Consider the following 25,469-nt stretch of genomic DNA (forward strand, 5'->3'; position numbering starts at 1 on the left):
CCTTAATTGTAGTGTATCCGGCTGTCCGCAGTGAAAAATTGAAGTGATGCTGCAATAAGCATGATGATCAATAGTATGACCGTAAGTGTTGATGCAATTCCTTGATTGAAGTAGGTAAAGCCGTTTTGATAAATGAAATACAGAAGAGTCGTACTGGAGTTGTTGGGCATTCCTTCTGTCATCATCGCAATATGGTCAACAAGTTTAAAAGAGTCTGTGAGCGCTATTGTTGATACGAAAATTGTTGTTGGCATGAGTAGTGGAAACGTCAATTTCCAGAATATAGTGAACTTTCGTGCTCCATCTATTCTTGCCGCCTCGTACATCTCCGTTGAGATATTCTGTAAACCGGACAAGAAGAAGATCATGAGAAATCCAGCTTCTTTCCAATTGTAGACGACAGAGAGTGCGGGAAGAACGGTATCCGACCTCTGTAAGAAAATTTGTCCGGGGAGTCCGAATGATTTGAGTAACTGATCGAGAAGACCGGCATCCGGCATGTAAATAAACATCCAGATACTAGCAACGGCAATCATGGGCATAACCACAGGAGAAAAAAAGGAAACACGAAAGAGACCTGTTAATTTGTGCCGCATATTTAATAAGAGAGCGAGAGCCAGACCCAGCACCATGCTTGGGATAACAGTCAGTAATGAAAAGAGCACGGTGTTTCCCATCACCTTCCAAAACAGAGGATCGGAAAACAAATATGTATAGTTGTCCAAACCAATGAAAATAGGTTTCTTCATGCCTAATTGAAGGTCCATCAGGCTAAGATAAAAGCTTTTTACAATAGGAATAAGTGTAAACATCGTGAGGAAGATTAAAGAGGGCGCAAGTAACAAACATGCTATCCCGTCGCGTTTCCAACTTTGTTTCCTTTTTTTTGTTTGTTGTGATGTGAGGGCTCTATTTTTCACCAGTCGGTCCTTTTTCGGAAAGCTATAAACAGAAAATACGGCCATATCCATACAGCCGTATTTTTCAAAATAAAGAATTTCTACTGGAATCGCTTTAGCACTTGACTAGCTTCTGCCTGGGCTTTATCCAGGGCCTCTTTGGCCGTAAGATCACCAATGATCGCGGCTTGATAATTGTCGTTGAAGATTCTCCAGATTCTTGCAGAGTCGTATGTTGTCAACTCCGGCTTTGCATATTTGAGCTGCTCTTTCGCTACTTCCGCCTGAGGAAGCTCGCCGTAGTAATTTTTCATGATGGAGGTTTCAAAGGATGATGCCCGTGGTGCTACGTAACCGGTATCGATGTTCCACTGCGCCAGTCGTTCAGGAGAGGTTGCAAAACGAATGAATTTCCATGCAGCTTCCTGACGTTCTCTCGAAATCCCTTTGGTGATGTAGAAATTTCCACCACCGGTTGGAGCCCCATAGCGTTTGTTCCCCGGCATGAAACCTGTTCCGAAATCAAAGGTTGCATTCTTTGAAATGTTCGCCAAGTTCCCCGTTGTATGGTAAATAATTCCATATTTGCCTTCAATAAAGGCCCCCGGCAGGTCAGTCCATTGTACGATTCCTTTGGGCATCACTTCATACTTTTGCTGAAGATCAATTTGAAACTGTAACGCTTCAATATTTTCAGGAGTATTGAAAAAAACCTTCTTTCCATCGTCTGACATAAGGTTTTCGCCGTTTTTACTGTTTTCCAGGCAGAATCCACCGAATTGCCATTGTGCCGACCCCGACTGCTGGGCAAGCCCAACCCCCCAGCGAATGACATTTCCTGCAGCATCTTTCTTTACGAGCTTTTGAGAATATGCAACAAGTTCGTCCCAGTTTTTGGGTGGTGTTTCCGGGTCAAGTCCGGCCTCCTTAAAGGCGTCCTTGTTGTAATAGATAATTTGTGTACTTCTTTGAAACGGAATGCTCCAGATTTTCCCATCCACAAATGAGTCTTCCATAAATCCCGGTAAAAAATCATTTATGTACTCATCTCCACCGTCCATGGCAATAAGATCATCGAGGGGGATAATGGAATCGGAGGAAACTAAAGAAAAGCGCTGTGTTGCCAAGCTCAAGAATAAATCCGGAGGAGTGTTTCCCTGAATTGCCGTCTGGATTTTTACGACAGTATCGTCGTAATTCCCCGTATATATTGGTTCGACAACGATGGTGGGGTTGACACTATGAAAATCAGATGCCAACTTTTCAATAAGCTTTGTTAGCGGTCCTCCAACCTGCACCGGGTAAAACATTTGCAGGACAATGACGTCTTCTTCGCCATTTGAGGATTTTGCCGTTCCCGAATTCTCTTGGTCCCCTCCTGCCCAAATCATGCCGGCCGAAGCGATCAGCACAATAAAGGCAGCAAGTATGTTTCTTGTTGAACGTTTCATAAACACTCCTTCCTAATTGTTATTTCTTTGATGGTAAGCGAGCTTTTTTCAGCGCACAACTTAGATAACTGGCAAGAATATCTAAAAAACAGCACAGCTCTATATCGAATTCTTCTCGCTGCATAATCGGAAAACGGAGGGACGTATGATACTATCGGTATTTCCTGAGAGGGGCATATTGTTGTGTTCTTCAATTATCGGGTCTGCTGCATGCGCCGTTTGAGCACTGGATTGATCAACGCCGGTATTGCGGCAATGAGGCTTATCGGAATAATCGATAGGAGCATAACAATTTCATATACAAGCGTGCTATTAGCATATTTCTTGCCTCGGAGCCGCGAAATGAAAGCACTCAGTGGCAGTCCGCAGATATTGCTGTACATCATCACAGTGATTGCAGAAAGAATCATAGTGCTTTTCTTTTTTCCATAGCTACGGAGAAGCACCTGAGAAGCCTCGAAATTAGGCTTCCCCAAACTATCGGCATAGTGTTGGGCACAGAAAATTGTCTTGCTTTCGCTTTCGGAGACAAATTCATTGCCGGCAGAGAGCATCGCATGAATTTCCTGCTTCGACATTCCCTGTTCCAGCGCCATTTTCGTATGTGCATAGGAACAAATTGCACAACCATTCACTTCGGTAACCGCCAGCATAGGCCGCTTCCGAAGATCGTTGGAAATAATCTGGGCTTTCTTGTTGCGGATGAGATAAAACACGGTCGGATAGAGTTTTATACTCGACGAAAAAAGTTCGCTGATACCATAGCGGTGCCGAAATAACCGTTTGTGGGATTCGGCTTTCATCTGCTTCATTTTTATTTCCTACTGTTCCGAATCCTGGTGGCTGGAGGGCCGTAATTCCTTTTCCTGCAGCCAACTAAAAGCTGTACTATGAAAAAAACAAGCGCCGGTATGAAAATAAGTATTTCACCGGTAAAACGGCATGCACACCACCAGGATTCCAATCTCTACAAAAGGTTTAGCATTTGATCGGACTAATGTCGAGATGTTAAACAAAAGCAAAGAGCTGCACCCGGAGGAGGCTCTCAAATCCTGACCTCCGAGCACTATACGGCGACTTAAAATTCTGCGGCAAAATCTTGACAAACTTTATCAATGACAGGAGGAAAAAGATCCAACAATGCCTGAGGGTTATAAACGCCGGCGACAACAGCAGTCGATTTCTTACTCTGTTCGTAAAAAGATTTTGCGAAGAGCATTTTTCCTGCCTTGTCGGTGATTGTAATATTCATTCTCACACCTGCACCTAATGTTCCGTTTTTTTCAATACCGGTGAGCACAAGCTTACTAAAGGTAAAGTTGACATAGACCAGTCCGTTTGCCCCTGTTTCTTTGCTCAACTGTGCGGCAAATGATGCATCGTTATGGGTAAGAATTTTATAGCCATCGGCTTTGATAAATTCTCCTTCGTTTTCAAGCTGGCTTTCGGACTTTGACACATATACCGAGGATTCGACAATCGATTCCTTTTCAACAAGCTTTACCGGTGCCGTTGAGAAGGCGGTTAAGAGACTTTTCTCCGCATCATTTACCAAGATGTCGGCTCTGGAAAGCAGTGTGCTTACCGTTTCGTTTTTCGCTTTGTTTATGGTTTTGCTAAGAAAATTGTCCAGAAGGCCAGAATTGCTTTTCTCTTCGCGGTACCAGCCGATCTCACTGTTTGAGTAAACAGTTATGACTGCAAGCGGGGAAACAGCCGCCGGGTCTTTGATGGTGCTGAGCGACGAACAACTCGAAAACAGGATTGCGGCTAAAAGGGCAAAAAACAGATTCCTTTTCATTTTAATCTCCATTTTGTATGATATTGAGCGATAATATACTTTTTTATTTTGGTATGGCAATACCAAAATAAAGGCCATGCTGTGGGTAAAAAGCAAGAATTTTACCGACAGAGGGGCATGTGCATCACCAGGATTCGGAACACTACACTTTTTGTGCAAGATGATGTACAAACAATTTGAGAGGTCATGTCATGATACGCAAAATTGAAGCCAAGGATCGAGATACATATATTGTCATGTCGAGGCAGTTCTACCGCTCCGATGCCGTGTTGCATGACATCCCCGATGCACATTTCCACAAGACGTTTGATGTGATCATTGGTGGGAGCCCCTATGCTGATGCCTATATCTTTGAGGTGGAACAGCAGGTTGTAGGTTATGCCTTACTCTCCTTTACCTATTCCAACGAGGCCGGCGGCCTTGTTCTCCTGATCGAAGAGGTCTACATCCTTCCGGAGTATCAAAAGCAGGGTTTGGGAAAGGAGTTCCTGGCTTTTGTCGAGGCGCATTACCGCGGCGATGTGGCCTTGATCCGTCTGGAGGTGGAAAAGTCGAACAGGGTTGCCTTGCAGCTCTACAAGAAGGTTGGTTTTACAAAAGTCGACTATATTCAATTATACAAGAAAACCGCCAAGATAAAGCCTCATCGCGAGTAGTGCCTCTTTTTCTATTCTATCAGTGTTCTGAATCCTGGTGGTCCTGTCACCCCTGCTGCCGCTGTAACGTGACATCGAACATATATCGGTCGCCACGATACCAGCTTCTGCTGTATTCGAAAGGAATGTTTTCTTTAAGATACGAGGTCCTATCGATGAATAGGATCGGGGCCTTTTTTTCAATTGCCAGAAGAGCCGCGGTCTCGGCATCAGCGGCCGTTGCTTCCAGGTGTTCCACTGCCGTTTCTATGATTTTCTTGTACGTAGTGGTAAAGAGTGTGTAAAGCGACTCTTTTTCGAAATCATGGTTAAGAAGATCGGGGCAGCATTCGGTGGGGACATAGCTTTCGTGGATGACAATGGGTTCGTTGTTTGCAAAACGAAGGCGTTTGAGCCAGAAAACCATTGTCCCTTGTTCCAGTTCCAGTGCCGAAGCGACAAAATCGGGAGCGGTTATTTGTCTGGATTCCAGAATCCGGGAAAAGACGGTAAAACCTTTTGCCTCCATGTCCGATTTGAACCCGTGGAATTTTTCCTGGGTATTTTCTATTCTCGGTTTCTGCACATAGGTGCCGTAGCCTTGCTTGCGTACCAGATATCCTTCGTTCACCAACTCGGTGACGGCATTGCGTGCCGTCATGCGGCTTACTCCGAATTTATCCTTGAGTTGGGGTTCCGAAAGAATTTTATCACCAGGTTTCAGTCTTCCGCTTGAGATCTCCGCCAATATGCTTTCCTTAATTTGGTAGTACACCGGTACATGACTTGTTCGATCAATTTTCACTGCATCACCTCAGTGCTCATTTTATCGTCTCCTCCTCTTGTTGACAATAAAATTTCCTCAGGTTACTATAGTTGTCTATACAATTTGTCTGCTCGATTTCGGAGCACGTGGCAACAGGGTACTATCCTATGGGAATAAAAGAATACGATACAAAAGATGGAACGAAATACTCTGATCGAAGGCTCTTCGCCGTTGACAGCAATTTTGGTGAGGCTGACGCTATGCAGCTTCCCGAGCGCAGAGAAAATTTGAAGGATAATCCCTTTACCCTCCATATTGTTCATATTAATGACTTTCACTGTTCTGTTTACGATTTTTCCTGTGATGATAGCGGCAGACCTGTATTTTCAAAGATAGCTGCCGAAGTAGCGTCCCAGCGACAGGCTGCAGAAAAACGGGATGATACCGGGGTTCTTTTTTTGTCAGGTGGTGATGATGCTGTTGGCTCTCCCCTGGACCATCTCGCCGGTTACGACGGTGAGAATTTCATCTGTCATCCCGCCTATACGGCCTATGCCCTGGCCGGCCTCGATGCAACGGTACTTGGAAATCATGATTTCGATGCGGGGCTCAAGACCTTGGAAAAGGCGATTGCCCAGGATGCCTGCTTTCCTGTTTTATCTGCAAACCTCATCCATGACGGAGAACTCGACGGTTTGGTTTTCCCCGCGGCAGTGGTCGTTATCAAAGGACTCCGCATCGGTATTATCGGTCTGACGACACCGGGGCAGATACGTTCACGGGATGGATCGGAGTTTGCCATTGCCGCTCCTCTGGAATCGGTGCGTGACATGCATGCAAAGCTTGCTGGGGTGTGTGATGTAGTATTGATCCTCAGCCACATCGGCTATCGTCTCGGCTCCACCTTTGCCACGGTTAAAATCATGGGTGATTACGAGCTGGCCCAGCAACTGGAGCATAGGCAGGTGGATGCCATCATAGGTGGCCATACCCATGACCTGCTGAATATTCACGGAATGGAACCGAAGCATCTTGTACATGGGATTCCCATCCTTCAGGCAGGTTATAACGGCCTTTTCTTCGGCCGGGCAGAGATGCATATCGGTGAAACAAAAAGCCTTGTTCGTGCCGAGCTTTTTCCTACCGGGCCAAGGGACGGTAGTCCTGAATTTGATGGAGCATTTGCCACATCAAAGCCCGGAGTTTTCCTTCCCACTTTACGTCGGCCCTTATCTGCCATGCGGCTTCCGGACGACTATGATCGGCAGCGACATGAGAGCCTGCGGGACAGTTTCGAACATCCCACTGCAAATTTTATCACCGATGCTCTGGCAACAAGATTTAGGGAGCACGGCTACCGAGTGGATCTTTTTCTCATCGACGGGGCAAATATGATCACCTTTTTCCCTGCGGGAAAGGATAGCGTCAACATCATCGACGTGTATCGTCTCATGCCCTATGCCGATTCCATCGTCTATCTGACGCTGACCGGCAAGACGCTCGATCGCATTGTCCGGGAAAACGCCCTGAGGCTCGACAGGGAGGATGAGCCGCACTTGGAACGGGGATTTCTCCATTTCAGTCGTGAGCTTCGCTATCGTCTTCATCGTAAGAGCAGAACTGCAGAGGGCATCACCGTTAACGGTCGTTACTTGGATGTCTGCCTCGAAGAGTGCTTCACCATTGCCATGCCCAACTTTGCGCAGGGGCTTGCCAAGGTGTGGGAAGATACACTTCCTTTTGCGGAAAAAGAGCTTTGTAGCTTACGGGAAATGAAAAGGAGCGATTCGGGGCTCTATGTCAGAAATGAACTTGTGGCATATATCCGGGAACACGGGGTCTCTCCCGACAGCGGCTTTACGATAGACGGCCGGCTTGCCATAGACAATGGTTAAGGCATTGTCCGGCAAGCCGAACACTATACGCTACTTCGTCCCGCTGGCAAGATTTGTTTCAAGAAAGTAACGCTGACCGAAAAGGTAGAGTAGTACTACCGGAATAACCGACAGGACCGCAGCGGCCATGGTAGGCACCCAGCGCACCAGGGTCTCGTCCCGAAAGGTGACGATGGCCACAGGAAGGGTCAGCTTCAGCTTTTCCGTAATCACCACGAGGGCCCAGTAGTAATCATTCCAGTTCCTGACAAACTGAATCAAGGTAACGGAGATAATCGCCGGAAGGGCTGAAACCAGATAAACGTGATAAAGGGTCTGCAGGGAGTTGCAGCCGTCGATCTGACTCGCCTCGTCAAGCTGCCGGGGAATTTGCAGAAAAAATTGTCTGAGCATGAAAATGACATACCCCTTTGCTATGTTGGGCATCACCAACCCCCAGTACGAGTTTACCCATCCGAAAGAGGTGATAACCATGTAGGAGGGAAGCATAATTGCCTGAGGCGGAATCATCATGGTGCAAAGAACAAGAAAAAAGAGTAGCTCCCTGCCGGGAAAGGTGAAACGCGAAAGGGCGTAGGCCGCAAAGATACCAAAGACCAGCTGTAACGTGGTCAAAAGGATGGTAATAAAGGACGAGTTGAGAAACCAACGGAAATACGGGGTTTGCCGAAAGACCTCTTTATACCCCTCGATATTCCAGGTCGAAGGAAAGATGATCAGCACGCGATTGAGTACACTGCTTTGCTCTGAGAATGAAACCGTCAGCATCCAGAGAAAGGGAAAAACGACGATGCATGCGGTTAATCCGAGTACAATATGAAGAACAAGGCGTGAAAATCTTGAATGGTACATCGCGATCTCCTTTCCTATTTATAAAAGACGGTTTTCTGAAAGTGACGAACCAGTACGAACGTAGCGGCAAGCATGAAGACGAAAAGCAAAGTTGCTGCGCTGCTTGCGGTGGATGTTTCAAAGTAGCGAAAAGCCTCCCGCCAGATATAGAAAACCCACACCGTTGAGGCGTTGTTCGGTCCCCCGTTGGTGAGGATCTGCACCGTTGCAAATACCTGAAAGGAAGAGAGGGTTGTGATCACCACAACAAAAAAGCTTACCGGTGAGAGCAGCGGCAGGGTTATCGAAACCGTTTTTCTCAATGCCGATGCACCGTCGAGATCCGCCGCCTCGTAGAGCTGACCATCGATCTGTTTTAGCCCTGACATATAAAGGATCACATTATATCCGAAGGACTGCCACACTCCGATGATGATAATTGCCGGAAGTGCACTCTCTGGAGCGTTCAGCCAATTAGGGCCGGTGATTCCGAAGAGCTTAAGAAACGTGTTCAAAGGCCCGTGCATGGTATTAAAGATGGTCAAAAAGGAGAGACTTGCGGCCGAAACCGATATCACCACCGGAATAAAGAAAAAAAGCCGGTAGACAACCTTCGCGCGGCCGCTTTTCTCAACAAGCACCGCGTACAGGAATCCAAGGATGACCGAACACGGCATCTGGGTGAACACGTAGAGGAGGGTGTTTCTGATCGATAGACCAAAAATCTTCGAAGCAAACAGCGTTCGGTAATTCTTCAGGCCCACGAAGATCTTGCCTCCGGTAAGGATGTTCCAATCGTTAAAGCTTATAAAAAGAGAATAGAAAAAGGGAAAGATGAAAAAAACTGCAAAAAGCACCAAGACAGGCGCTATATAGGCATAGGGTTCCCATCGTTTATAGGTCATTGCAAATTTCCTTACATGTGGAAAAACTTCCGGCCGAACACTGGTGATCGGCCGGAGAAGTCGTCATGTGGAATCAGGGCGTCTGCTACCAGCCGAGGATTTGCATTGTTGCGTTGGCTGCGTCGTCGAGCGCCTCTTTCCCGCTTTTCTGTTCATTGAAGGCTGCAATGATATTATCCAGGAGCGTCTGGGTAATCCTGGCTCCCTGACGGGGCCAGTTGTACCAATTTACGAGATCGTCGATCATGTCGTAAGCCCTGAGGGAGTCGGGATACCTTGCCATGTAGTCGGCCATGGGCCCATCGGGGTCGGCCATTACCTTGCGGGCGGTCATGTAGCCCATCCCTTCGGTGATAGCTTTCATGGATTCCTCGTTCAAGGCAAACTTCACAAACTCCCAGGCAGCCTCCTGCTTTTCCGGGGTGGAGGGAAGGATGAAGATATTGCTTCCTCCGCCGGCAATCCTTCTCGGATTCTTCCGTTCCAGATCGTCCCACGTGGGCAGTTCCAGAACACCGAGATCGAATTGTGCATTCTCGGTAAAGCTTCGAAGGTTGCCTGTTGTGGCCACGATAATACCAAGTTTCCCGTTGATGAAGTTATCGGCAGCCTCCGATCCGGTGATGTTGGGAAAGCTTCCGTCTTTGAGCATCATGCCGAGCCAGAAATCCATGACGCGCTGACCGGCTTCTTTATTAAAAAGGACCTTTCGTGTTGACACATCCGCCATCTGGCCGCCGAAAGAATCGAGGAGGATCTGAAACTGCCAGGTATCAAAATCGAGCTGGAAACCGATGCCGTTGATTCCCGAGGCAGGGTCGGAGACCTTCTTTGCCCATTCCCTTATCTGGGCCCAGGTTTCCGGCTGTACCGGTGCATCGATGCCCTTTGCCCGAAGAAGATCGCGGTTTACGAAGATAAGGGGTGTGCTAACGGCGAAGGGCAGGGCAAACTGCTCTCCCGTTGCCGCATCCCTGCCGAGGTCGAGCATCCTCGGGATAAAGGGATCGAGATTGTACCCATCGTGGTCGATATAGTGCTGCATCGATACCGCACCAAGCTGACGCCTCATGGTTGTGCTCTCGGACAGGGACATGATGGTCACTTCGGGAAGCTGCTTGCCCACAGCCAGGGTCTGGAGCTGCTCAAGCAACCCTCCGTACCAGCCGGGAACATCCCGCTGGCTTACCACAATCCGATCCTGGGAAGCGTTGAACCGGTCGACAATGCCCTTCATTACCTCGCCACGGGCCCCGCTGAACACGTGGGTAAAGGTAATCTCGATTTTATCTGGTGTCGATCCTTCTTTGGGAGCTTCCTGATTGCCTCCGGCAAACAGAAGGCCGCCGGAGATCAGAAGCGATACAGCAGCCAACAGTATCATTCTGTTTTGTCTCATACAAAACCTCCTTTGTAGATAATGCGAGTATAGTTGTATAGACAATATGTGACAAGAAGATTTTTATCGTTTCACGATTATCTAACCATTTCCTACTGTCAGGAATATTGGTGATATATGCCCCTCAAGTCATTTTCAAATAGTCACTTAGGATTAGAATCATGGAAAAAGGTGGCCGACGGCGAAAAAGAAAGGGTTTTACCTTATAATGGGTATGATTATCACCAGGATTCCGAACACTAGTAACATTCTACCTTGCGCAGGGCATCAAGGCAGCGTAGATTTAGTATATGAATGATGTAATAGTTCGATTATTGACGGAAATCTATGGCGCCTCTCAGGCAGAGGGACTTGCCGAAGAAATCGGGACGCTTGTCGCCAAGCGGCGTAGTCACCTCATTCCCCCGGAAAACCGGGGAAGGGGAGATCTTCCTCTTGACGAAACCGATGCCTTTCTCATCACCTATGGCGACAGCTTTCGCCGGGACGGGACCGTTCCTCTCCAGGGATTGCGGGAGTTTGCCGATCGGAAACTTACCGGTATCATTTCCGGTATACACATCCTTCCTTTTTTCCCCTACTCCTCGGACGATGGCTTTTCGGTGATCGACTACGAGCAGGTCAACGGCGACTATGGTGATTGGAAGGATGTTGCGGAAATCGGCGCTTCATTCAAGCTGATGAGCGATCTGGTGCTCAACCACTGCTCTGCAAAGAGCCTGTGGTTCCGCCGTTTTCTCGAGGGCGATCCGCTCTACCGGGACTTTTTCGTTACCGCCTCGCCGGATGACGATCTCTCGATGGTGGTGCGCCCTCGCACTCATCCTCTGCTGACTCCCTTTGAGACATCGGAGGGAGTTCGTCACGTCTGGACCACCTTTTCAGCTGATCAGGTGGATCTCAACTTTGCCAATCCGGCAGTCATGCTCGAGATGATACGCATCCTCCTTTTTCATGTTGAAAAAGGGATACAGGTGATCCGTCTCGATGCCATCGCCTATCTTTGGAAGGAGATCGGCCATCCTTCGATCCATCATCCAAAAACCCATGCGGCGGTAAAACTTTTTCGTGCGGTTCTTGATGTTGCCGCTCCCTGGGTGGTTGTCCTGACGGAGACCAACGTTCCGCACGAAGAGAATATCAGCTACTTCGGCAATGGAAGCGACGAGGCCCACATGGTCTATCAGTTCCCGCTTCCTCCCCTGGTCCTGGATGCTTTTTTAGAGGAAGATGCGGGGGTACTGCGAAAGTGGGCATCGAATTTGACCGGGCTTTCGGCAAAGACCACCTTTTTCAATTTCCTGGCAAGCCACGACGGGATCGGGGTGATGCCGGCCCGGGGAATCCTTCCCCAAAATCGGATCGATCGCCTTGTGAACACCACCCTCAAACGGGGCGGGCTGATCAGCTACAAGGCCACTCCGGAAGGATCGATTCCTTATGAAATGAACATCACCTATCTCGACGCCGTTGCGGAAAAAGAGCTTCCCGACAGCGTCAGGGCACGCAAATTCCTTGCCAGCCAGTCGATCATGCTTGCCCTGCGGGGGGTCCCGGGGATCTACTACCACTCGCTTGTCGGCTCCGAAAACTGGAGAGAAGGGGTTGAGGATACAGGTCGGAATCGCACCATCAATCGGGAAAAATTGCAGCTTGATCCGCTTCTTGATGCGATCAACGAAGCGGGGTCCTTGCGGAACAGGATCTACAGCGGTTTCAGGGCGATGCTTCAGGCCCGACGCACCACATCAGCCTTTGACCCCGCCGGTCGCATGGAGATACTCCCCACAGAAGGGGCCGTTTTCGGTCTTGTACGTATCAGCCCCGATAAAAAGGAGCGGGTTGTCTGCCTTGTCAACCTTGCTCCCGTTGCCAAAGAAGCCACCTTTCCCGTAATCGTACTCGGTGGTAAGCCTGCGTCCGATTTTATCGACCTGATAGAGGATTCGAGTGTGGTTCCCCTGATAACCGGAAAAGATCTCACCTTTCAGCTTGAACCCTACGGTGTTCGCTGGATCAAACCCCGGAATTAGGCCGTCGTCCAGCAGTTTTCAGGTGCAGCCGTTTGTTCCGGTATGCTCTCTGGCCTCTTCTTCGCCGAAAAAGCCGGAGAGTAGGTTTCTAAATGTTGTCCGCAGGATGGCGTAAGAGTAGTACTTCAGCCCCAATGCGTAGTTGGTCTCCACCATCTTGTGGAGACGTTCGGGGTCTGAAAGGATTCGTTCGGTATAATCGACGGTCTTGTCGGTGATGAAGTCGTCCATTTCGATAACATCGAAGCCTTTGGGTTTGATATCGTGTCGGTAGATCGAGTAGTTGTTTACCAGAATAGGCTTTCTGAAATAGATGGTTTCAAGAAAGGCGTTGCCGAACCCCTCCTGAAGGCTCGGGTAGGTGACAAGATCGGCATGGGGATAGACATCCTGGAGGGTGTAGGTCTTCTCTCCCGAGGGCGAAATCTCCCGTTTGTCACCTATCTGATGATCAACGAAGATGGCCCTGATACCTAGAAGCTCTGCGTATTTGTGGACCCGATTCTGGTATTCGTAGCCCTCATCACCGGAAGCGTGACTGATCACCAGCACCGCCTTCCTGTGCATGCGGGCCACCAATTCGATGGCGTGCTCGATACCCTTTCTCTGAACCACCCTGGTCGGTTGGAGGACAAAAAGCTCATCATCGTCGATGCCGAAAATCTTTCGCACATCTTTATTAAAATCATCCAAGGGCTCCGTGGGAGGATGCTCGAAATCCATCACGTTGGGAATAAGGTGGCTCGAAATACCTGTTCGCAGGGCAAGCTGGTTCTGTCCCGAACTATTGATTACCACATGCTGGATCATCGGCAGATGTGGTGGATAGCAGCTGTTCAGGTAGTCCCACACGCAGTTTGTAAGAAAGCGTTTACGTTCCCAGAAAAAATCGTGGTGATGGGCAATGGTCGGAATACCGGTTTCCGCTATTACTTCGGTAATGGCCATGCCAAGGGAGATGTTGAGGGGGATTGTTAGGGTATTTTGGGGGATGATAAGATCAAGGTCAAAGCGATCGATGAACTGACGCAGCTTCGTCTTAAGGATTTCGCGGTAATGATGCAGACCTGTTGAAAGTTCCTGGGGACGTTTCCGGTTGCTAAAGCACTGTTCATAGAGTTTGATGATTTCGGGATGGTGGAAGTGCGCCTCTTCCACCAAAAACGAGCGTTCGGGGTCGGTATCGAGCTGGCCCGCCATAAAAAAGCTTTCGTGGCCCATCTCCTCAAATACCGAGGCCCATTTCTTTGTTTCAAGAGAAACCCCGTCGGTGCCGGAAATTCTGAAAGAGATGAAACCAATTCTCCGCTTTTTCATCGCATGCTCCTTGTGGCTCGTTTCTACTGTCACGAATAGTGGTGGTAAAATGGCGTAACCGCCACCAGGATTCGGAACACTATAAAGTGTTATCACTTGCCCGTTGCCGGTCAAGAGCAAAGAAGGATATAGTACTCTCATGAATACAAAAACGCGGAGCGGAGACGAGTTACTCTGGAGTGAAACAAAGCGGGAGCTGATTGCTCCCTGCCGTATTTTTGATGTAAACCGGGTGGAACGACAGGCCCCCGACGGCCGGATAGGACGCTTTTTCTTTCTCGATGCCCCCGACTGGGTCACGGTGATTCCGTTTAGCGGCAGCCTGGAGGATCTTACGGCATTGCGCGGAGATTTTCTCATGGTCGAACAATTCCGCCACGGCATCAATGCGGTGACCGTTGAGTTTCCTGCCGGGACGGTTGAAAAGGGAGAGGCGCCGAAAGCTGCGGCCTTGCGGGAGCTTTCCGAGGAGACCGGCATCAAACCGGAACGGCTGGAACCCCTTGGTTCGGTCTGCCCAAATCCCGCATTTATGAACAACCGTGTCTCTTTCTTTCTTGCCTTAGGCCTTAACCGGGTCGGCGACCAGGAGCTCGATGAGCATGAAGAGATTACCCTTCATTACCAGAAGGCAGCTGAAGTTGTCCGGCATATGGGATCGGGCCGGTATAACAACGGCATCATGCTGATAGCCCTGGCTTACCTTCGGCAGTGGTTGGATCAATAGAAATCAGGCTCTGAAGAAAGCAGGCAGGGGGAGTGTGTATGGAATATGAAACTTGATTTCTGCCTCTATGTGTATTAATATACATCTTATGAGGTGTATAGATGCGAACCAATATTGTTCTGGATGATACTCTCGTGGAGGAGGCTTTCAAATACGCCGGGAACATCCGTACAAAGAAGGATTTAATCGAGATGGCCTTGCGGGAATTCGTCCATTCCAAAAAGATGAGGAATCTTCGGGACCTGAAAGGGAAAATTGAGTTTGCAGATGGGTATGACTATAAATCCATGAGAAGCACTCATGATCTTAGTTGATACTTCTGTCCTTATCGACTATCTCAAAGGGACGGATAGCGGCCAGGCGTTGATTTTTGACAAGGTTATTCAGCATGGTATTCCATACGGCATAAACGATGTTATCTACCAGGAGGTTCTGCAGGGTGCAAAAACGATGAAGGAGTTTGGCACCCTGAAAGGGTACCTGGAAACATTGCCGTTCTATGGCCTGCAATTCGGAAAAGAGTCGTATGAGCGGGCTGCATTGATCAATGTTCAATGCAGGCGGAACGGGATAACCGTTCGGAGCACAATCGCTATGCTGATAGTGGAGACTGCGATCGAGAATAATCTCTTCCTCCTTCATAATGATGCTGATTTCGACAGAATAAGCACGGTTGTCAAAGAGCTAAAAATCTTCCGACAACTATGACCTCCCTCACCGTTGTGGCGGTAAAACAGCCCGATGAAGGGTCTCGAGGGTAAGGTTGTTCTCCAACCACCCTTCATCTGCCTGCGCCGTCTTGAAGCCTTTATTCAAATCTACGAATTCTCCGGCAGACACCAACACTCCTTGATCACCCGTGGGGGAATTGAATTGGACCAATCCTTCGGTGACGCACAGCCAATCTCGTCCTGCAGCGGGTGCATACATCCTGTAAAAATCCGTACCGCGGACCCCTGCCACAGCCGTCTTGGTACGCACCGAATAGGACGATCCGGTGATCTTTGCCGCTATCAAGCGAAGTTTGCCTGCAATAAGGGAGAATACGTTTTCGTTGTCCGCCTGATTACTACCGGCATCGTGCAGGCTGTCGATGCGGAAGGTGGTGTTGTTGTCTAGTACTATTACCGATCCGTTTGGCACAAGGACGATCTCTGCTCCGCTGTCCCGGGTCTTTACGGTAGATCCGCTTTCGAGCATTACCCCGAACGCTGCGCGAATCGGATTTCCTGCTGTATCCCAGATGGTTACCTCGCTAGGCTCTTGCATCCACACGATTTGGGCCGTAACCAGAGCGGGGGATCCGGGGGCTGCCTGGAGAGCTATGCTGGGCAGAGCCGTAAAGAGCATCAACATTGCAATCGCTGCTATGATTCCCAAAATCTGCGGTCGGGATACCGCTTGTGAGAGATGTGTCGTTTCCATAATTCATAGTATAATACTATGGTATTGGAAATTCAAACTTCACTCTTCCATCTGCTTAGCACAAACCATGTCAGCAACCATCTCTGCTCCAATTGTTGATTACGTAACTTCCCCAAATAAAGCGTCTCGCATCCTATAAATTTCCTCTGCAGGCCACACCCCTGTTCTGGCGGCTTCTCTGGATAACATCATTTCCAGTCTGTCGGTATCGTCTACAGGAATACGAACCGTGCTTGCCCCATCTACTGCATAATCAACGGCGACCATGTTTTCTACCATATAGCGAAACGAGTTATCGGACTGCAGGCTTTCTCTGCTTTGATGGGATAAGAGAGATTGTTCTGCTTCCCTGAATTGAAAGGCATATCCCAACTGGTTTAATTGCACTGCCGAACTTACGTCACCTTGTTCCAATAATGAACGGCAAGAGCTTCTATAGCTTCCTGAAGAAAAGCCTGTAATGTCTCGCCCCTTATTGCCGGTGCCAATATGTTTCCTGTGATAAACCTTTTCCTCCTGGTATGCAGGGGCGTTGTTTTCTAAGCTTCTCGCAAAAGCATTTTCCGATCTTTTAGCATACCCTCCTGATAGAACACGAAAACCAATGACATGTTCTGCCTCATGTGTTGCCCCGGTTACCTTTACGCTGTATTTCTTTGATAATCGGCGCTGTTCCTTTCTGCGACTTCTATAATCGCCCGCGGAAGGTTTCGTATTTTTTCTAAGTAAACAAGGGTTATACCTTTTCAATTGAAAGTGCCCTGATTTCATAGCAGCAAATCGAAAAATCGCTCTCAATGGCTTCTATTGTTATGTGAATGGCATTAAGCCCCAATTGCAGAAAATCGCTATAATCAATTGAAGAAAAATTTTGATACCGAAGATCAATCCTCAATACATTATTTTCACCTCCTTCCGCCTCTTCGGAATCGACATACTTTACAATGGAATTTGCAGTGTCTTCGTTAACGACAATGGTCAAGCGAACACCTGTACCCGGCTTCTTCCAGTGTTTTATCAGCAGCGCATAGTCATTGGAGGTGTCTACAACTTTGAAATATAGTGTCATGGCAAGAGACTGGCATACCTTTGTCAGATTCGCAGAAAGCACCGTTTCAGCGGCACAAAACCCGGCTCCTATATCACATTTCTCCGGATATTGTGTTGTATCTTGTATCAGTAAGGTATTTGTTTGGGAAATAGTTTTAAAGGCAATTGGTGGATTGTTCCCGTCCGACTGTTGGGGCAGGATCACAAAATTCTTAGGGATAAAGCCTATAACTGCTAGTTTATTTTCCATCCCTATGGGATCTAAAGCCAGTATCGATAGATGTATCGTCGTTTTTGATGAATCCGAACCTTTTACCTTTAGCTGGACAGGAAATTGATCCCTGTACACTGCAACCGCATTGTCTGCGAGAGCATGACTCGCTGTATAATAGAAAATGGTATTATCTATCGTTATTTCTTCGGATGTGCCGTCATCTATGCTGATCAGCCATACCGCTTTCATGACAAAATCACTTCCGAACAATGATAATTGGCTGGGAGGATACAATGAATGCGAATCATAAAGTCTTGAAGCCATACTATATGGAAGCAATATGCGTAATTGATTTGGATTCTTGTCATTATGCGTGCCATCGGTTTTATTGCATACTATGGCATCCCAGGGATATTCCTGTCCAAAGATCCACTTGGGAGAATTTGCATGGGGATCAACATATGCATAAGCCCCCCAATCTTTAATACTCATAGATGCAGAATCCGATATATCATTGCTTTTGCTCCTCGAGGCTTCCGATCCTACTGTTTGTGACTTCTCGGATGAAAATGATGATGAATGCTCTCTATTTATGCTTGCGCTGTCATTCATCTCGGTAAAACCTGCTGAGATGGATGCAGAATAACTGTTTGTTTCCGAAGTCGAAGATCCCACTGTGCTGTTCTGAGAGCTTCCGCTCGTTTCTCCGGCCGATGTGGTGTTTGTTCCTGAAGATTGTATTTGAGTGTTTACCGTTTTTGGGGAATACTCTACTACCTGAGCATCTATTCCTCCTGGGGCATCTATGGAAAAAAAAGCCTGAAAGAGAGCAGGGTAGTTCTCATATGCATTTGTTTTGTCATTTTCATCAACCTGTAAGATAGTACCGTTACTGTTGTAAAAGCTGATTCTTTGCGTGCAATGGAGCAGGAATTTTCGGCTTTTTGCTTTCTTAATCGATGCCTCTCCTGAGACTTGCACATCATCATACGAAGAAACCCGATATTCTGTGAAGAGATTGCCAATTTCAGTATCGCTTCCTTGTACGAGAATAGATGATCTGCTACATGAATACGGATCGTTTTTTCTAAACATACACGCATCCCTTTACATGAAATTCTTATCTGTTACCCTCGGAAAAATTCACTCATTCGAGGATAGCTAATTTGTTTACCGGGGGATATCTTCCTGCGCTGGTCCCGCATAGATGATGTAATGTACCACGTAGTACGGCGGCATATTGTTGTGCGGACTATCTCCTCCGCTAGGGGATGTGTTGTAAAAATAGTTGTCACTGTCTTCACCACCCGCAGTGCCCTTTTGGCCTTTATCTCCTGTAGTTCCAAACGGCCAATCTTTATACGCTTCACCAAAGCCATAATGCTGGTGCTTCGGCATTTCTTCTACCGTAAGACAGTGTTTCTCCTCCCCTCCTGAATCTCCTCCGTTATAGGTAGTGCCTGTTGTGCCAAGCGTCCCGGAGCCGATCAATGTTCTTCCGGCTAAATTGGGAGTATTCTGATTCCCTAATAAGGTTTTCAGATTGCTATATGCATCTGGTATGCTCCCTCCGTCACAGAGAAGCCAGTCTTTTGGTATATTTTGTTCGGCCAGCGCAAATGCCACAATCGTTCCCATGGGAACACCATACGTTAAGTTGATGTCTCCTACGTTTTTTTCCATTGGATCCTCCTTTGTATTGTTTCTGATAGAGGAATGATAGCTGCCCAGTGTAAACAGCGGAAGAATGCAAGGTAAACCGTATGTAAACAAAAAAGATCATTGTCATTGACAATGATGATGCGGCGAAAAATAATGATTAGCATCATGAAAAATGAAGATGTTTTCGTGTTGCTTCTTGAAGATAATCCTGCCCAATATACGCTGCTTGCCGCCTATTTGGAGAGGGAACATTACAAGGTCCTGCTTGCCAATTGTATCAAGACCTTTCATTCCCTGATGAAAGCAGAAGTTCCTGATATCATTCTTCTGGATCTTAATCTTCCCGATGGTGACGGATTACAGCTTGTTCGTGCGATACGCTTGGTGCATAAGATCCCTCTCATCATCGTGAGCTCCAGAGACAGGCTGACCGATCGTGTGACCGGTCTGGAACTGGGCGCAGATGATTATATCTGTAAGCCGTATCATCCCAGGGAGCTGGTGATCCGTATACGCAATCTGCTGGCGTATAAGCGTGAGGAGAGAAGAACCTCTTCACAAGCAATATGGATAAATGATTTTTCTTTCAACGAAGCCTTGTGTTGTTTTTTCGATAAGGGCGGAAAGGAAATAAAACTGACAGCCGGAGAGTACACTATTATGGCCGCCCTCCTTGCGGGACGAGGCAGGATCCTGAGCCGGGATCAGCTTCTGGATGTCGCTTTTCACAGAAAGGCATATCCTGCAGACAGGACCATAGATGTACTGATTTCCCGGTTGCGAAAAAAATTCCCCCTGCAACCAGAGGACCCGGAAATCATTGAGACGGTGAAGGAATTCGGGTATCGCGTAAATACCGCTGCCTTGCGATAGTTCAAAACGACTATGGATTCACTATACAAAATAGAGAAATGTACCGGAGAATTTTCCTGCCGTGAGACGGAAAAATCATTTATTGACCTCTCATGGCCTGTGCTGTCCAGACGGCTTTTTATTGCAGTATGTTTGAGCAGCCTCACCTATGTTTTTGCAAGTTGTATTCCACGCCCAGAGGTTCATCCGGAATACCGGACTCTGATGGTCCCGCTTACAAGAATGGTTGCCGGATTGCTCTTGTTCACTGCCCTTGTCGTCAGAAAAAGTCGTCGATTCTCCCTCTTCCTTCGTGTTTTGATAATCGTGGCTGAACTCTCCATAGGCGGACTTGAATCGGCGGATCAATATGTTTATCTGCTATCAATACACAAATTTTACGACGTCGGAACATCATATCTGGTATTTTATATACTGATCTTCTATATCGTTATCCCCAACAAGGTCAGCATAACCGTATGCACAAGCATCGTGATATCGATGATGTTCATCATCTCTGTCCATTCGACCGGCATTGCGACTTCTTCCGATCTGTTTACAACGTCAATCTACTTTCTCATAACCAATGCCCTCGGCTATGCAATAGTTTTAAACGCCAATGCATCAAAGCGTGAAGAGTATCATCACACGATTCAAATAAAAAAAGCGGAACAGGAAGCCCGGGATGCGAAGCTCCTGGCGGAAGAGGCGAACAAGGCAAAAGGTCGTTTTCTTGCGATGATGAACCACGAGATGTGTACCCCGCTGAATGTCATTCTGGGAGGAATCCGGATACTGGAGAATACCGGGCTTGCTGCAAAGCAAAAAAAGACGGTCGCAATTATCAGGAACTCGGGAGAACTTTTAACGGTTTTAATCCAGGATGCTCTGGACTTTACTCATATCGAGCGACATAAGCTGCAGCTGAGAAATGAGCGATTTTCGCTGAACGAATTGATGAGGGAGATTGATACACTCTATTCGTCCGTTGCAAAAGAAAAAGGGTTGAGGTTTTCTTGTTCCTGCAACTGTCTTCCTGTTGCATATGTGAAGGGCGATGCCCTGAGGCTGCGGCAGGTGCTGTGCAATCTGATCAATAATGCCGTGAAATTTACCGGTAAGGGTTCTGTTTCGTTGTGCGTTGATCTCCTGGAGAGAAAGGAATCGACGGCCCTCATCAGATTTGAGGTACAAGACACCGGTATCGGTATCGCTGCGCATCATATCGAGGATATCGTAAAGCCCTTTGTCCAGGTTGAAGATGCTTCGACAAGGGCCTACGGCGGAAACGGTCTGGGACTGGCCATCTGCAGTGAGCTGCTGCATGCCATGGGCAGCAGCCTGGAGATTAGCAGCAGAGAGGGCTCCGGCAGCCTCTTCGGCTTCACCCTTCCCCTCATCATCGACACCGCTACCGGTATGGAAGAAGAGCGGCCGGAAATCGCTGAATATAGCATACTGCTCATTGATGATACCGAGGCAAATTTGAAAATCGTCGGCGGATTGCTGAGCCTTCTCAAACAACGCGTCGTGTTCGCCCGGGGAAGCAGGCAGGGAATAGCGCAGAGCCGATGCGGTGATTTTGATGCCGTCATTATTGATCTGCACATGCCCGGACAGGACGGAATGGAGACGCTTCGGGAAATCAGGATGGCGCATCCGGAAATTCCCGCCTTCCTTATGACTGCCGACACCCGTGAGGAGGTCTTATCAGAATACCGAAGCGCCGGCTTCACCGGTTTTATTCCGAAGCCGGTGGATATATTCCAGTTGGGCAACGCCCTGAGGCTGGTGGGCTCGGATGGACAGACAACGAGCGCGACCTGGCATGCTGCGGGCCCGACCATCCAAGAGGGGGGTGACGGCCTTGAGGCTCTCTTCGATGAAGGGTTTATGGATGAATTGAAAAGGGACCTGGGGCATAAGGTGTTTATCGATGTGATACAATCCTGTGTTAAGGCATTGGAAAGCGGAGTTGATCGAATCGGGAATCCCGGAGATTGTGGTGAAATGGCGGATATTCTTCATCAGTTAAAAGGCGTTGCCGGAAACTACCGTCTGCTGCGTGTGGGGAAGGCGCTGGATGCCTATAGGGCCAGCAGGTCGGAAGCAGATTTCAGCCGGTTGGAGAAGAGCCTTGAGGAGACGATAGAAGCTCTCAAAAGGGTATCGTCTGTATCGGCATGGTATTAACCTTATACGTCAACCCCGAAACAAAGCACAGTAATTCCCCTAAAAGCTAATGTTTATGACTTTGAATATTTGGGCACTTGCCTGCAAAACTGCCGAGATTCCCAAAATTCCCGCAGCTAAATGTGGAAGTATACCCAATGTACATCCGACTCTTTGCTATTGTGTGTTACTAAAACTCCATCATGTTCTAAAACGGTTGATGCTATCAATAGATCATTTGGCCCAATAATCTTTCCCGATTTTTCAAGTTCTGATCGAATCTTTGCATATGTTTTTGTCGCATTATCATCAAATCTCGTTCTGCATCATTGGAAAAATCTTCGATTTTGACTAGGGTGAAACTATCATCATCAATAGACCCATAGAGATTTTCATAATTTTCTGGCCATGCATTAAACATCGATTCATTCAATTTCTTAACAACATACTTAGAAATGGAAAGATGCTCTAATTTCGCGGCCGTTTCGATTTTTTGCAGCGTGGTTTTATCAATATAAAGTGATAGTTGAGGCATATAAAGCTCCTTAAATTATATAATATACTTGTTTTATGATAAAATTAATATTTATTGGGACAATGATCGTGAAAAACTGCCCGCTATGTGTATACATACATTAAAGACTTTCTCTTCCTGTAGACATAAAATCATCAGAGAATTTGTTGATACCTTCAACAAATAGTTCCCAAATTTTTTCATGTGGAAATAATAAGACAGCATCACCGTGTTTTTGGATATACACTTCATTTCCTTTAACCTGATACTCTTTGGGTAAACGTACTGCTTGATATCTGCCATTCTGAAAAATTTTTGCTGTTTGCATCGGCAACGTCGCATATTCGCGGAATGTAGGTAGGTATACAAAGTTTGAATCTTGCTTCATCAAGCTACCTTCTGTTTGGGGATATAGATATTACGGTATAATTCTTTTCTCTGTAGTACATAATGACATTATTAGAAAACAGAAAAACTATATTGACAAAAAGAAAGATAACTGATAACATCGTTATCGATAACAATGTTATCAGTTATAGGAGCTTTGTAATGTCATCAAGAGATACAAGCTTGGATCTTAAAATCATCCAAAGTGCAAAGAAAGAATTTCTGGAAAAAGGCTTTATATTCTCTTCCCTTAGAAAAATTTGCCGAAATGCCGGCGTAACCACCGGAGCAGTTTATAAACGATACGATGGAAAAGAAGTATTATTTGCTAATGTTGTGAAACCCGCACTCAATATTTTTGAAAGCATACTGAATGGAACCCTTGAATTGAACAAGGAGAGAACAGAGACAAATGCCTCACATAAGGACCGTATTGATTATTTCGATAAAGCAAAAAATTGGATTGAAGAAATATATTTCGAGAGAGCAAGACAGTGGATTAAGGAGATATATAAAGAACAGGATGCTGTAAAAATATTGCTCACAAAAGCTGATGGAACGGCCTATTCTAATTTTGTGCACGATTTCATAGAACAAAGCATGAAAGGCGTCTACCTGCTTATGACAGATTTGGAAAATAGAGGATTGTGTAAAATAAAACTATCCAAGAATGAATTCCATGTTCTTTTTATTACTCATTGGACACCCTTTTTCGAAATGTTCATAAACGATTTTACAGTTGATGAAGCGATTGCCTTTCTACCAAAAATAACTGATTTCTTAGGATGGGATAAATTTATTGAATATTAGTTGTAAAGGAATATAAAAAAAGGGAGGTAGAGCGACAGAACACCATTCTCATTCAAATAGTGAAGTGAGAATAAAGATCTTTCACTTTGGAACCAAAGAAGAGTTTTTTCATTACACGTGAATTATGTGATCACAAAGGGTTTTACGTATTTATAAAAAACGGAAATAAAAATTAAGAATTCTATCATAAGCCGAAAAAATAAACGGTACAAAATCTCGACAGAAAAAATGTCTGGATAAAATATACTATTTCGGAGGCAAAACCGTGAAGAAGCTTTTATTAACCATGAGTGCAGTAACAGGAATACTGCTTTCTGCAGGCTGCCCCCTTCCAACCCATCGGGGGGATACAAGTGGTGACGTCACTCCACAACGCTATGCCATAACAGTCAATTCCACTGGAGAAGTCAATGGCGAAAAGGTAACAGCAAGCGTATCCGAAGCTACGGAAGGGACAATAGTAACGCTATCAGCAACATTGGACAGTAGTACTCGGAAAGTAAGCTTTAGTACTTCAGAATCGGGAATTACCCCCCCATACAATTTTTACTACAAATTGCAAAACGACGTTTATCATGCCGGCAAAATCTCTAGCAATTACGGCAACCTTTGCTGATAAGCCCTCTGCTGCAACTCCCGATAATCGTACTGCTAATACTGTCTCTTTTTATATGCACTATGTTCATTCGGGAACCTTTACCATGGGTGAAGATGTAACGACTCCCGCACCGGAAATAACTCTGACCAAAGACTTCTGGATGGGGGAGACCGAGGTAACCCAAGGCTTATGGGAGGCTGTTTGGGGGCTAACCTGGCCTGAAACAGCCCCTACAGGAGTTCCTGGTGACGGGGATAGTTACCCTGCCTACAATGTAAACTGGTATGATGCTGTGGCGTTCTGTAATCTTCTCACCCAAGCCGATGACAGTATAGCTAATACTGAGCAGATCTATTATTCCGATGCTGATAAAAAAACGGTCTATACCAAAGACAATGCGAAAAATAATGACGCTGTGTATGTGGACTGGAGTAAAACAGGCTACCGCTTACCCACCGAAGCGGAATGGGAATACACCGCCCGCTATAAAGATGCAGATAATTCTGTCTGGAACGGCGGAGATCATGTTAGCGGAGGACCGGAATATACGAATCCTGAAATTGAGAAATACGGCTGGTTCAATGGGAATTCTCATGGAAAATGTTATGAGGTGAAACGCTTAACTGCAAATGACCTTGGATTATATGACATGAGCGGAAATGTAAATGAATGGTGTTATGACTGGATCGCTTCCTATAAACCGATTTCTCAAAGTGATCCAGTAGGGCCGGAAAACGGCACTCGCCGTATACTTCGTGGCGGTAGTTGGAGTTTTGGAGAAGAGTATATGCGTGTAGGTAACAGATACAATTATACACCTTCTGACCGTTACAGTACCTTTGGCTTCCGCCTTTGCAGGACTGCGTATTGATGAGTCAATCCGCATAAAATTTGATCATGTCCAAAAAGGTTCGCATTTTGACTGTCGCCACCGGAGGTAAATTGCAGGAAAACACCGGAGGTAAATTGCAGACTCCGGCTTGAAAAAAGGGCAGTACTGCCTTGTAATGGTTGTAGCCAAACAATCATGAAAACAAGGAGTACGCCCTACAATGCTGGAGTTACTGATGCATGAAGCACAGATGTTGAAACGACAGGGCAAGAAGATCAGAGAAATCGCTGAATC

Annotated in this window: 27 protein-coding genes; 11 read left to right on the forward strand and 16 right to left on the reverse strand. The window is 46.8% G+C overall.

The features are described 5' to 3' along the window. Positions 1–2: 2 nt before the first annotated feature. The 4 genes from F459_RS0104330 to F459_RS0104345 form a co-directional block, all read right to left on the reverse strand. Positions 3–971, reverse strand: coding sequence for a carbohydrate ABC transporter permease (locus F459_RS0104330; RefSeq protein ID WP_245540075.1), 969 nt, complete (start codon positions 969–971; stop codon positions 3–5). Between the two features lie 29 nt (positions 972–1,000). Further along, positions 1,001–2,350 (reverse strand): ABC transporter substrate-binding protein, encoded by a 1,350-nt coding sequence (locus tag F459_RS0104335; protein ID WP_020611510.1) that lies wholly within the window; start codon positions 2,348–2,350, stop codon positions 1,001–1,003. Positions 2,351–2,544: 194 nt separating this feature from the next. Further along, entirely contained in the window at positions 2,545–3,162 is a 618-nt protein-coding gene (locus F459_RS0104340) for a carboxymuconolactone decarboxylase family protein (protein ID WP_020611511.1), read from the reverse strand. Positions 3,163–3,428: 266 nt separating this feature from the next. Beyond that, a complete protein-coding gene (locus F459_RS0104345; protein ID WP_020611512.1) occupies positions 3,429–4,151 on the reverse strand; it encodes a hypothetical protein in 723 nt (240 codons plus the stop codon). A gap of 191 nt (positions 4,152–4,342) precedes the next feature. On the opposite strand from F459_RS0104345, the gene F459_RS0104350 reads away from it, so the two are divergent. Continuing rightward, positions 4,343–4,807 carry a GNAT family N-acetyltransferase gene (locus tag F459_RS0104350; RefSeq protein WP_020611513.1) on the forward strand — a complete coding sequence of 155 codons (465 nt, stop codon included), beginning with the start codon at positions 4,343–4,345 and terminating at the stop codon, positions 4,805–4,807. 46 nt (positions 4,808–4,853) lie between these two features. On the opposite strand, the gene F459_RS0104355 is transcribed toward F459_RS0104350, so the two are convergent. Beyond that, positions 4,854–5,591, reverse strand: coding sequence for a GntR family transcriptional regulator (locus F459_RS0104355; RefSeq protein WP_026294890.1), 738 nt, complete (start codon positions 5,589–5,591; stop codon positions 4,854–4,856). Between the two features lie 128 nt (positions 5,592–5,719). On the opposite strand from F459_RS0104355, the gene F459_RS0104360 reads away from it, so the two are divergent. Beyond that, entirely contained in the window at positions 5,720–7,447 is a 1,728-nt protein-coding gene (locus F459_RS0104360; protein ID WP_020611515.1) for a bifunctional metallophosphatase/5'-nucleotidase, read from the forward strand. 30 nt (positions 7,448–7,477) lie between these two features. On the opposite strand, the gene F459_RS0104365 is transcribed toward F459_RS0104360, so the two are convergent. The 3 genes from F459_RS0104365 to F459_RS0104375 all read right to left on the reverse strand — a co-directional run bounded on the left by F459_RS0104365 (position 7,478) and on the right by F459_RS0104375 (position 10,582). Continuing rightward, positions 7,478–8,299, reverse strand: coding sequence for a carbohydrate ABC transporter permease (locus F459_RS0104365; protein WP_020611516.1), 822 nt, complete (start codon positions 8,297–8,299; stop codon positions 7,478–7,480). 14 nt (positions 8,300–8,313) lie between these two features. After that, a complete protein-coding gene (locus F459_RS0104370) occupies positions 8,314–9,183 on the reverse strand; it encodes a carbohydrate ABC transporter permease (RefSeq protein WP_020611517.1) in 870 nt (289 codons plus the stop codon). A gap of 85 nt (positions 9,184–9,268) precedes the next feature. Beyond that, entirely contained in the window at positions 9,269–10,582 is a 1,314-nt protein-coding gene (locus F459_RS0104375; RefSeq protein WP_020611518.1) for an ABC transporter substrate-binding protein, read from the reverse strand. 290 nt (positions 10,583–10,872) lie between these two features. Between F459_RS0104375 and F459_RS0104380 the strand changes: the two genes are divergently transcribed. Continuing rightward, a complete protein-coding gene (locus F459_RS0104380) occupies positions 10,873–12,615 on the forward strand; it encodes a sugar phosphorylase (RefSeq protein ID WP_020611519.1) in 1,743 nt (580 codons plus the stop codon). Between the two features lie 18 nt (positions 12,616–12,633). Here the strand turns inward: F459_RS0104380 and F459_RS0104385 are convergent, their stop codons facing one another. After that, positions 12,634–13,932 carry a glycosyltransferase family 4 protein gene (locus F459_RS0104385; protein WP_020611520.1) on the reverse strand — a complete coding sequence of 433 codons (1,299 nt, stop codon included), beginning with the start codon at positions 13,930–13,932 and terminating at the stop codon, positions 12,634–12,636. 139 nt (positions 13,933–14,071) lie between these two features. On the opposite strand from F459_RS0104385, the gene F459_RS0104390 reads away from it, so the two are divergent. The 3 genes from F459_RS0104390 to vapC all read left to right on the forward strand — a co-directional run bounded on the left by F459_RS0104390 (position 14,072) and on the right by vapC (position 15,367). Continuing rightward, positions 14,072–14,659, forward strand: coding sequence for an NUDIX hydrolase (locus F459_RS0104390; protein ID WP_020611521.1), 588 nt, complete (start codon positions 14,072–14,074; stop codon positions 14,657–14,659). A 101-nt stretch (positions 14,660–14,760) separates the two neighbouring features. Next, positions 14,761–14,973, forward strand: a complete 213-nt coding sequence (locus tag F459_RS0104395) for a type II toxin-antitoxin system VapB family antitoxin (RefSeq protein WP_020611522.1) — start codon at positions 14,761–14,763, stop codon at positions 14,971–14,973. After that, positions 14,960–15,367: a type II toxin-antitoxin system VapC family toxin gene (vapC, locus tag F459_RS0104400; RefSeq protein WP_020611523.1), complete on the forward strand. Its 408-nt coding sequence runs from the start codon at positions 14,960–14,962 to the stop codon at positions 15,365–15,367. The genes F459_RS0104395 and vapC overlap by 14 nt, the downstream gene beginning before the upstream one ends. Positions 15,368–15,373: 6 nt before the next feature. Here vapC and F459_RS0104405 read toward each other — a convergent pair whose 3' ends face one another. The 4 genes from F459_RS0104405 to F459_RS0104420 form a co-directional block, all read right to left on the reverse strand. Then, on the reverse strand, positions 15,374–16,084 hold the full coding sequence (locus tag F459_RS0104405; RefSeq protein ID WP_033301217.1) for a FecR family protein: 711 nt from the start codon (positions 16,082–16,084) through the stop codon (positions 15,374–15,376). A gap of 99 nt (positions 16,085–16,183) precedes the next feature. Continuing rightward, on the reverse strand, positions 16,184–16,855 hold the full coding sequence (locus tag F459_RS0104410) for a hypothetical protein (protein ID WP_154651616.1): 672 nt from the start codon (positions 16,853–16,855) through the stop codon (positions 16,184–16,186). Beyond that, entirely contained in the window at positions 16,821–18,443 is a 1,623-nt protein-coding gene (locus tag F459_RS0104415; protein ID WP_020611526.1) for a hypothetical protein, read from the reverse strand. The genes F459_RS0104410 and F459_RS0104415 overlap by 35 nt, the downstream gene beginning before the upstream one ends. Before the next feature lie 75 nt (positions 18,444–18,518). Then, positions 18,519–19,031: a phage baseplate protein gene (locus F459_RS0104420; RefSeq protein ID WP_020611527.1), complete on the reverse strand. Its 513-nt coding sequence runs from the start codon at positions 19,029–19,031 to the stop codon at positions 18,519–18,521. A 144-nt stretch (positions 19,032–19,175) separates the two neighbouring features. Here F459_RS0104420 and F459_RS0104425 point away from each other — a divergent pair, with 144 nt between their 5' ends. Together F459_RS0104425 and F459_RS0104430 are read left to right on the forward strand one after the other, a co-directional pair. Further along, the gene (locus F459_RS0104425) at positions 19,176–19,883 is read left to right on the forward strand and encodes a response regulator transcription factor (protein ID WP_245540076.1); all 708 of its coding nucleotides are present in this window, start codon (positions 19,176–19,178) and stop codon (positions 19,881–19,883) included. Positions 19,884–19,895: 12 nt separating this feature from the next. After that, positions 19,896–22,055 (forward strand): ATP-binding protein, encoded by a 2,160-nt coding sequence (locus tag F459_RS0104430; protein WP_026294891.1) that lies wholly within the window; start codon positions 19,896–19,898, stop codon positions 22,053–22,055. Between the two features lie 116 nt (positions 22,056–22,171). On the opposite strand, the gene F459_RS24635 is transcribed toward F459_RS0104430, so the two are convergent. From F459_RS24635 to vapB, 3 genes are all read right to left on the reverse strand, one after another. Further along, positions 22,172–22,315, reverse strand: a complete 144-nt coding sequence (locus F459_RS24635; protein WP_407636022.1) for a type II toxin-antitoxin system VapC family toxin — start codon at positions 22,313–22,315, stop codon at positions 22,172–22,174. Beyond that, the gene (locus F459_RS0104435) at positions 22,261–22,569 is read right to left on the reverse strand and encodes a hypothetical protein (protein ID WP_020611530.1); all 309 of its coding nucleotides are present in this window, start codon (positions 22,567–22,569) and stop codon (positions 22,261–22,263) included. Before F459_RS0104435 ends, F459_RS24635 begins: the two co-directional genes overlap by 55 nt. Before the next feature lie 100 nt (positions 22,570–22,669). Beyond that, positions 22,670–22,936, reverse strand: coding sequence for a type II toxin-antitoxin system antitoxin VapB (vapB, locus tag F459_RS0104440; RefSeq protein ID WP_020611531.1), 267 nt, complete (start codon positions 22,934–22,936; stop codon positions 22,670–22,672). Between the two features lie 62 nt (positions 22,937–22,998). On the opposite strand from vapB, the gene F459_RS0104445 reads away from it, so the two are divergent. The 3 genes from F459_RS0104445 (at position 22,999) to F459_RS23155 (ending at position 25,214) form a co-directional block, all read left to right on the forward strand. Further along, positions 22,999–23,745, forward strand: a complete 747-nt coding sequence (locus F459_RS0104445) for a TetR/AcrR family transcriptional regulator (protein ID WP_245540077.1) — start codon at positions 22,999–23,001, stop codon at positions 23,743–23,745. 265 nt (positions 23,746–24,010) lie between these two features. Continuing rightward, positions 24,011–24,361 carry a hypothetical protein gene (locus tag F459_RS23900; RefSeq protein ID WP_154651617.1) on the forward strand — a complete coding sequence of 117 codons (351 nt, stop codon included), beginning with the start codon at positions 24,011–24,013 and terminating at the stop codon, positions 24,359–24,361. Beyond that, positions 24,321–25,214 (forward strand): formylglycine-generating enzyme family protein, encoded by an 894-nt coding sequence (locus tag F459_RS23155; protein ID WP_081623712.1) that lies wholly within the window; start codon positions 24,321–24,323, stop codon positions 25,212–25,214. The genes F459_RS23900 and F459_RS23155 overlap by 41 nt, the downstream gene beginning before the upstream one ends. The last annotated feature ends 255 nt before the right edge of the window (positions 25,215–25,469 follow it).

The organism is Sediminispirochaeta bajacaliforniensis DSM 16054 (genome assembly GCF_000378205.1).
Taxonomy (GTDB): Bacteria; Spirochaetota; Spirochaetia; order DSM-16054; family Sediminispirochaetaceae; genus Sediminispirochaeta; species Sediminispirochaeta bajacaliforniensis.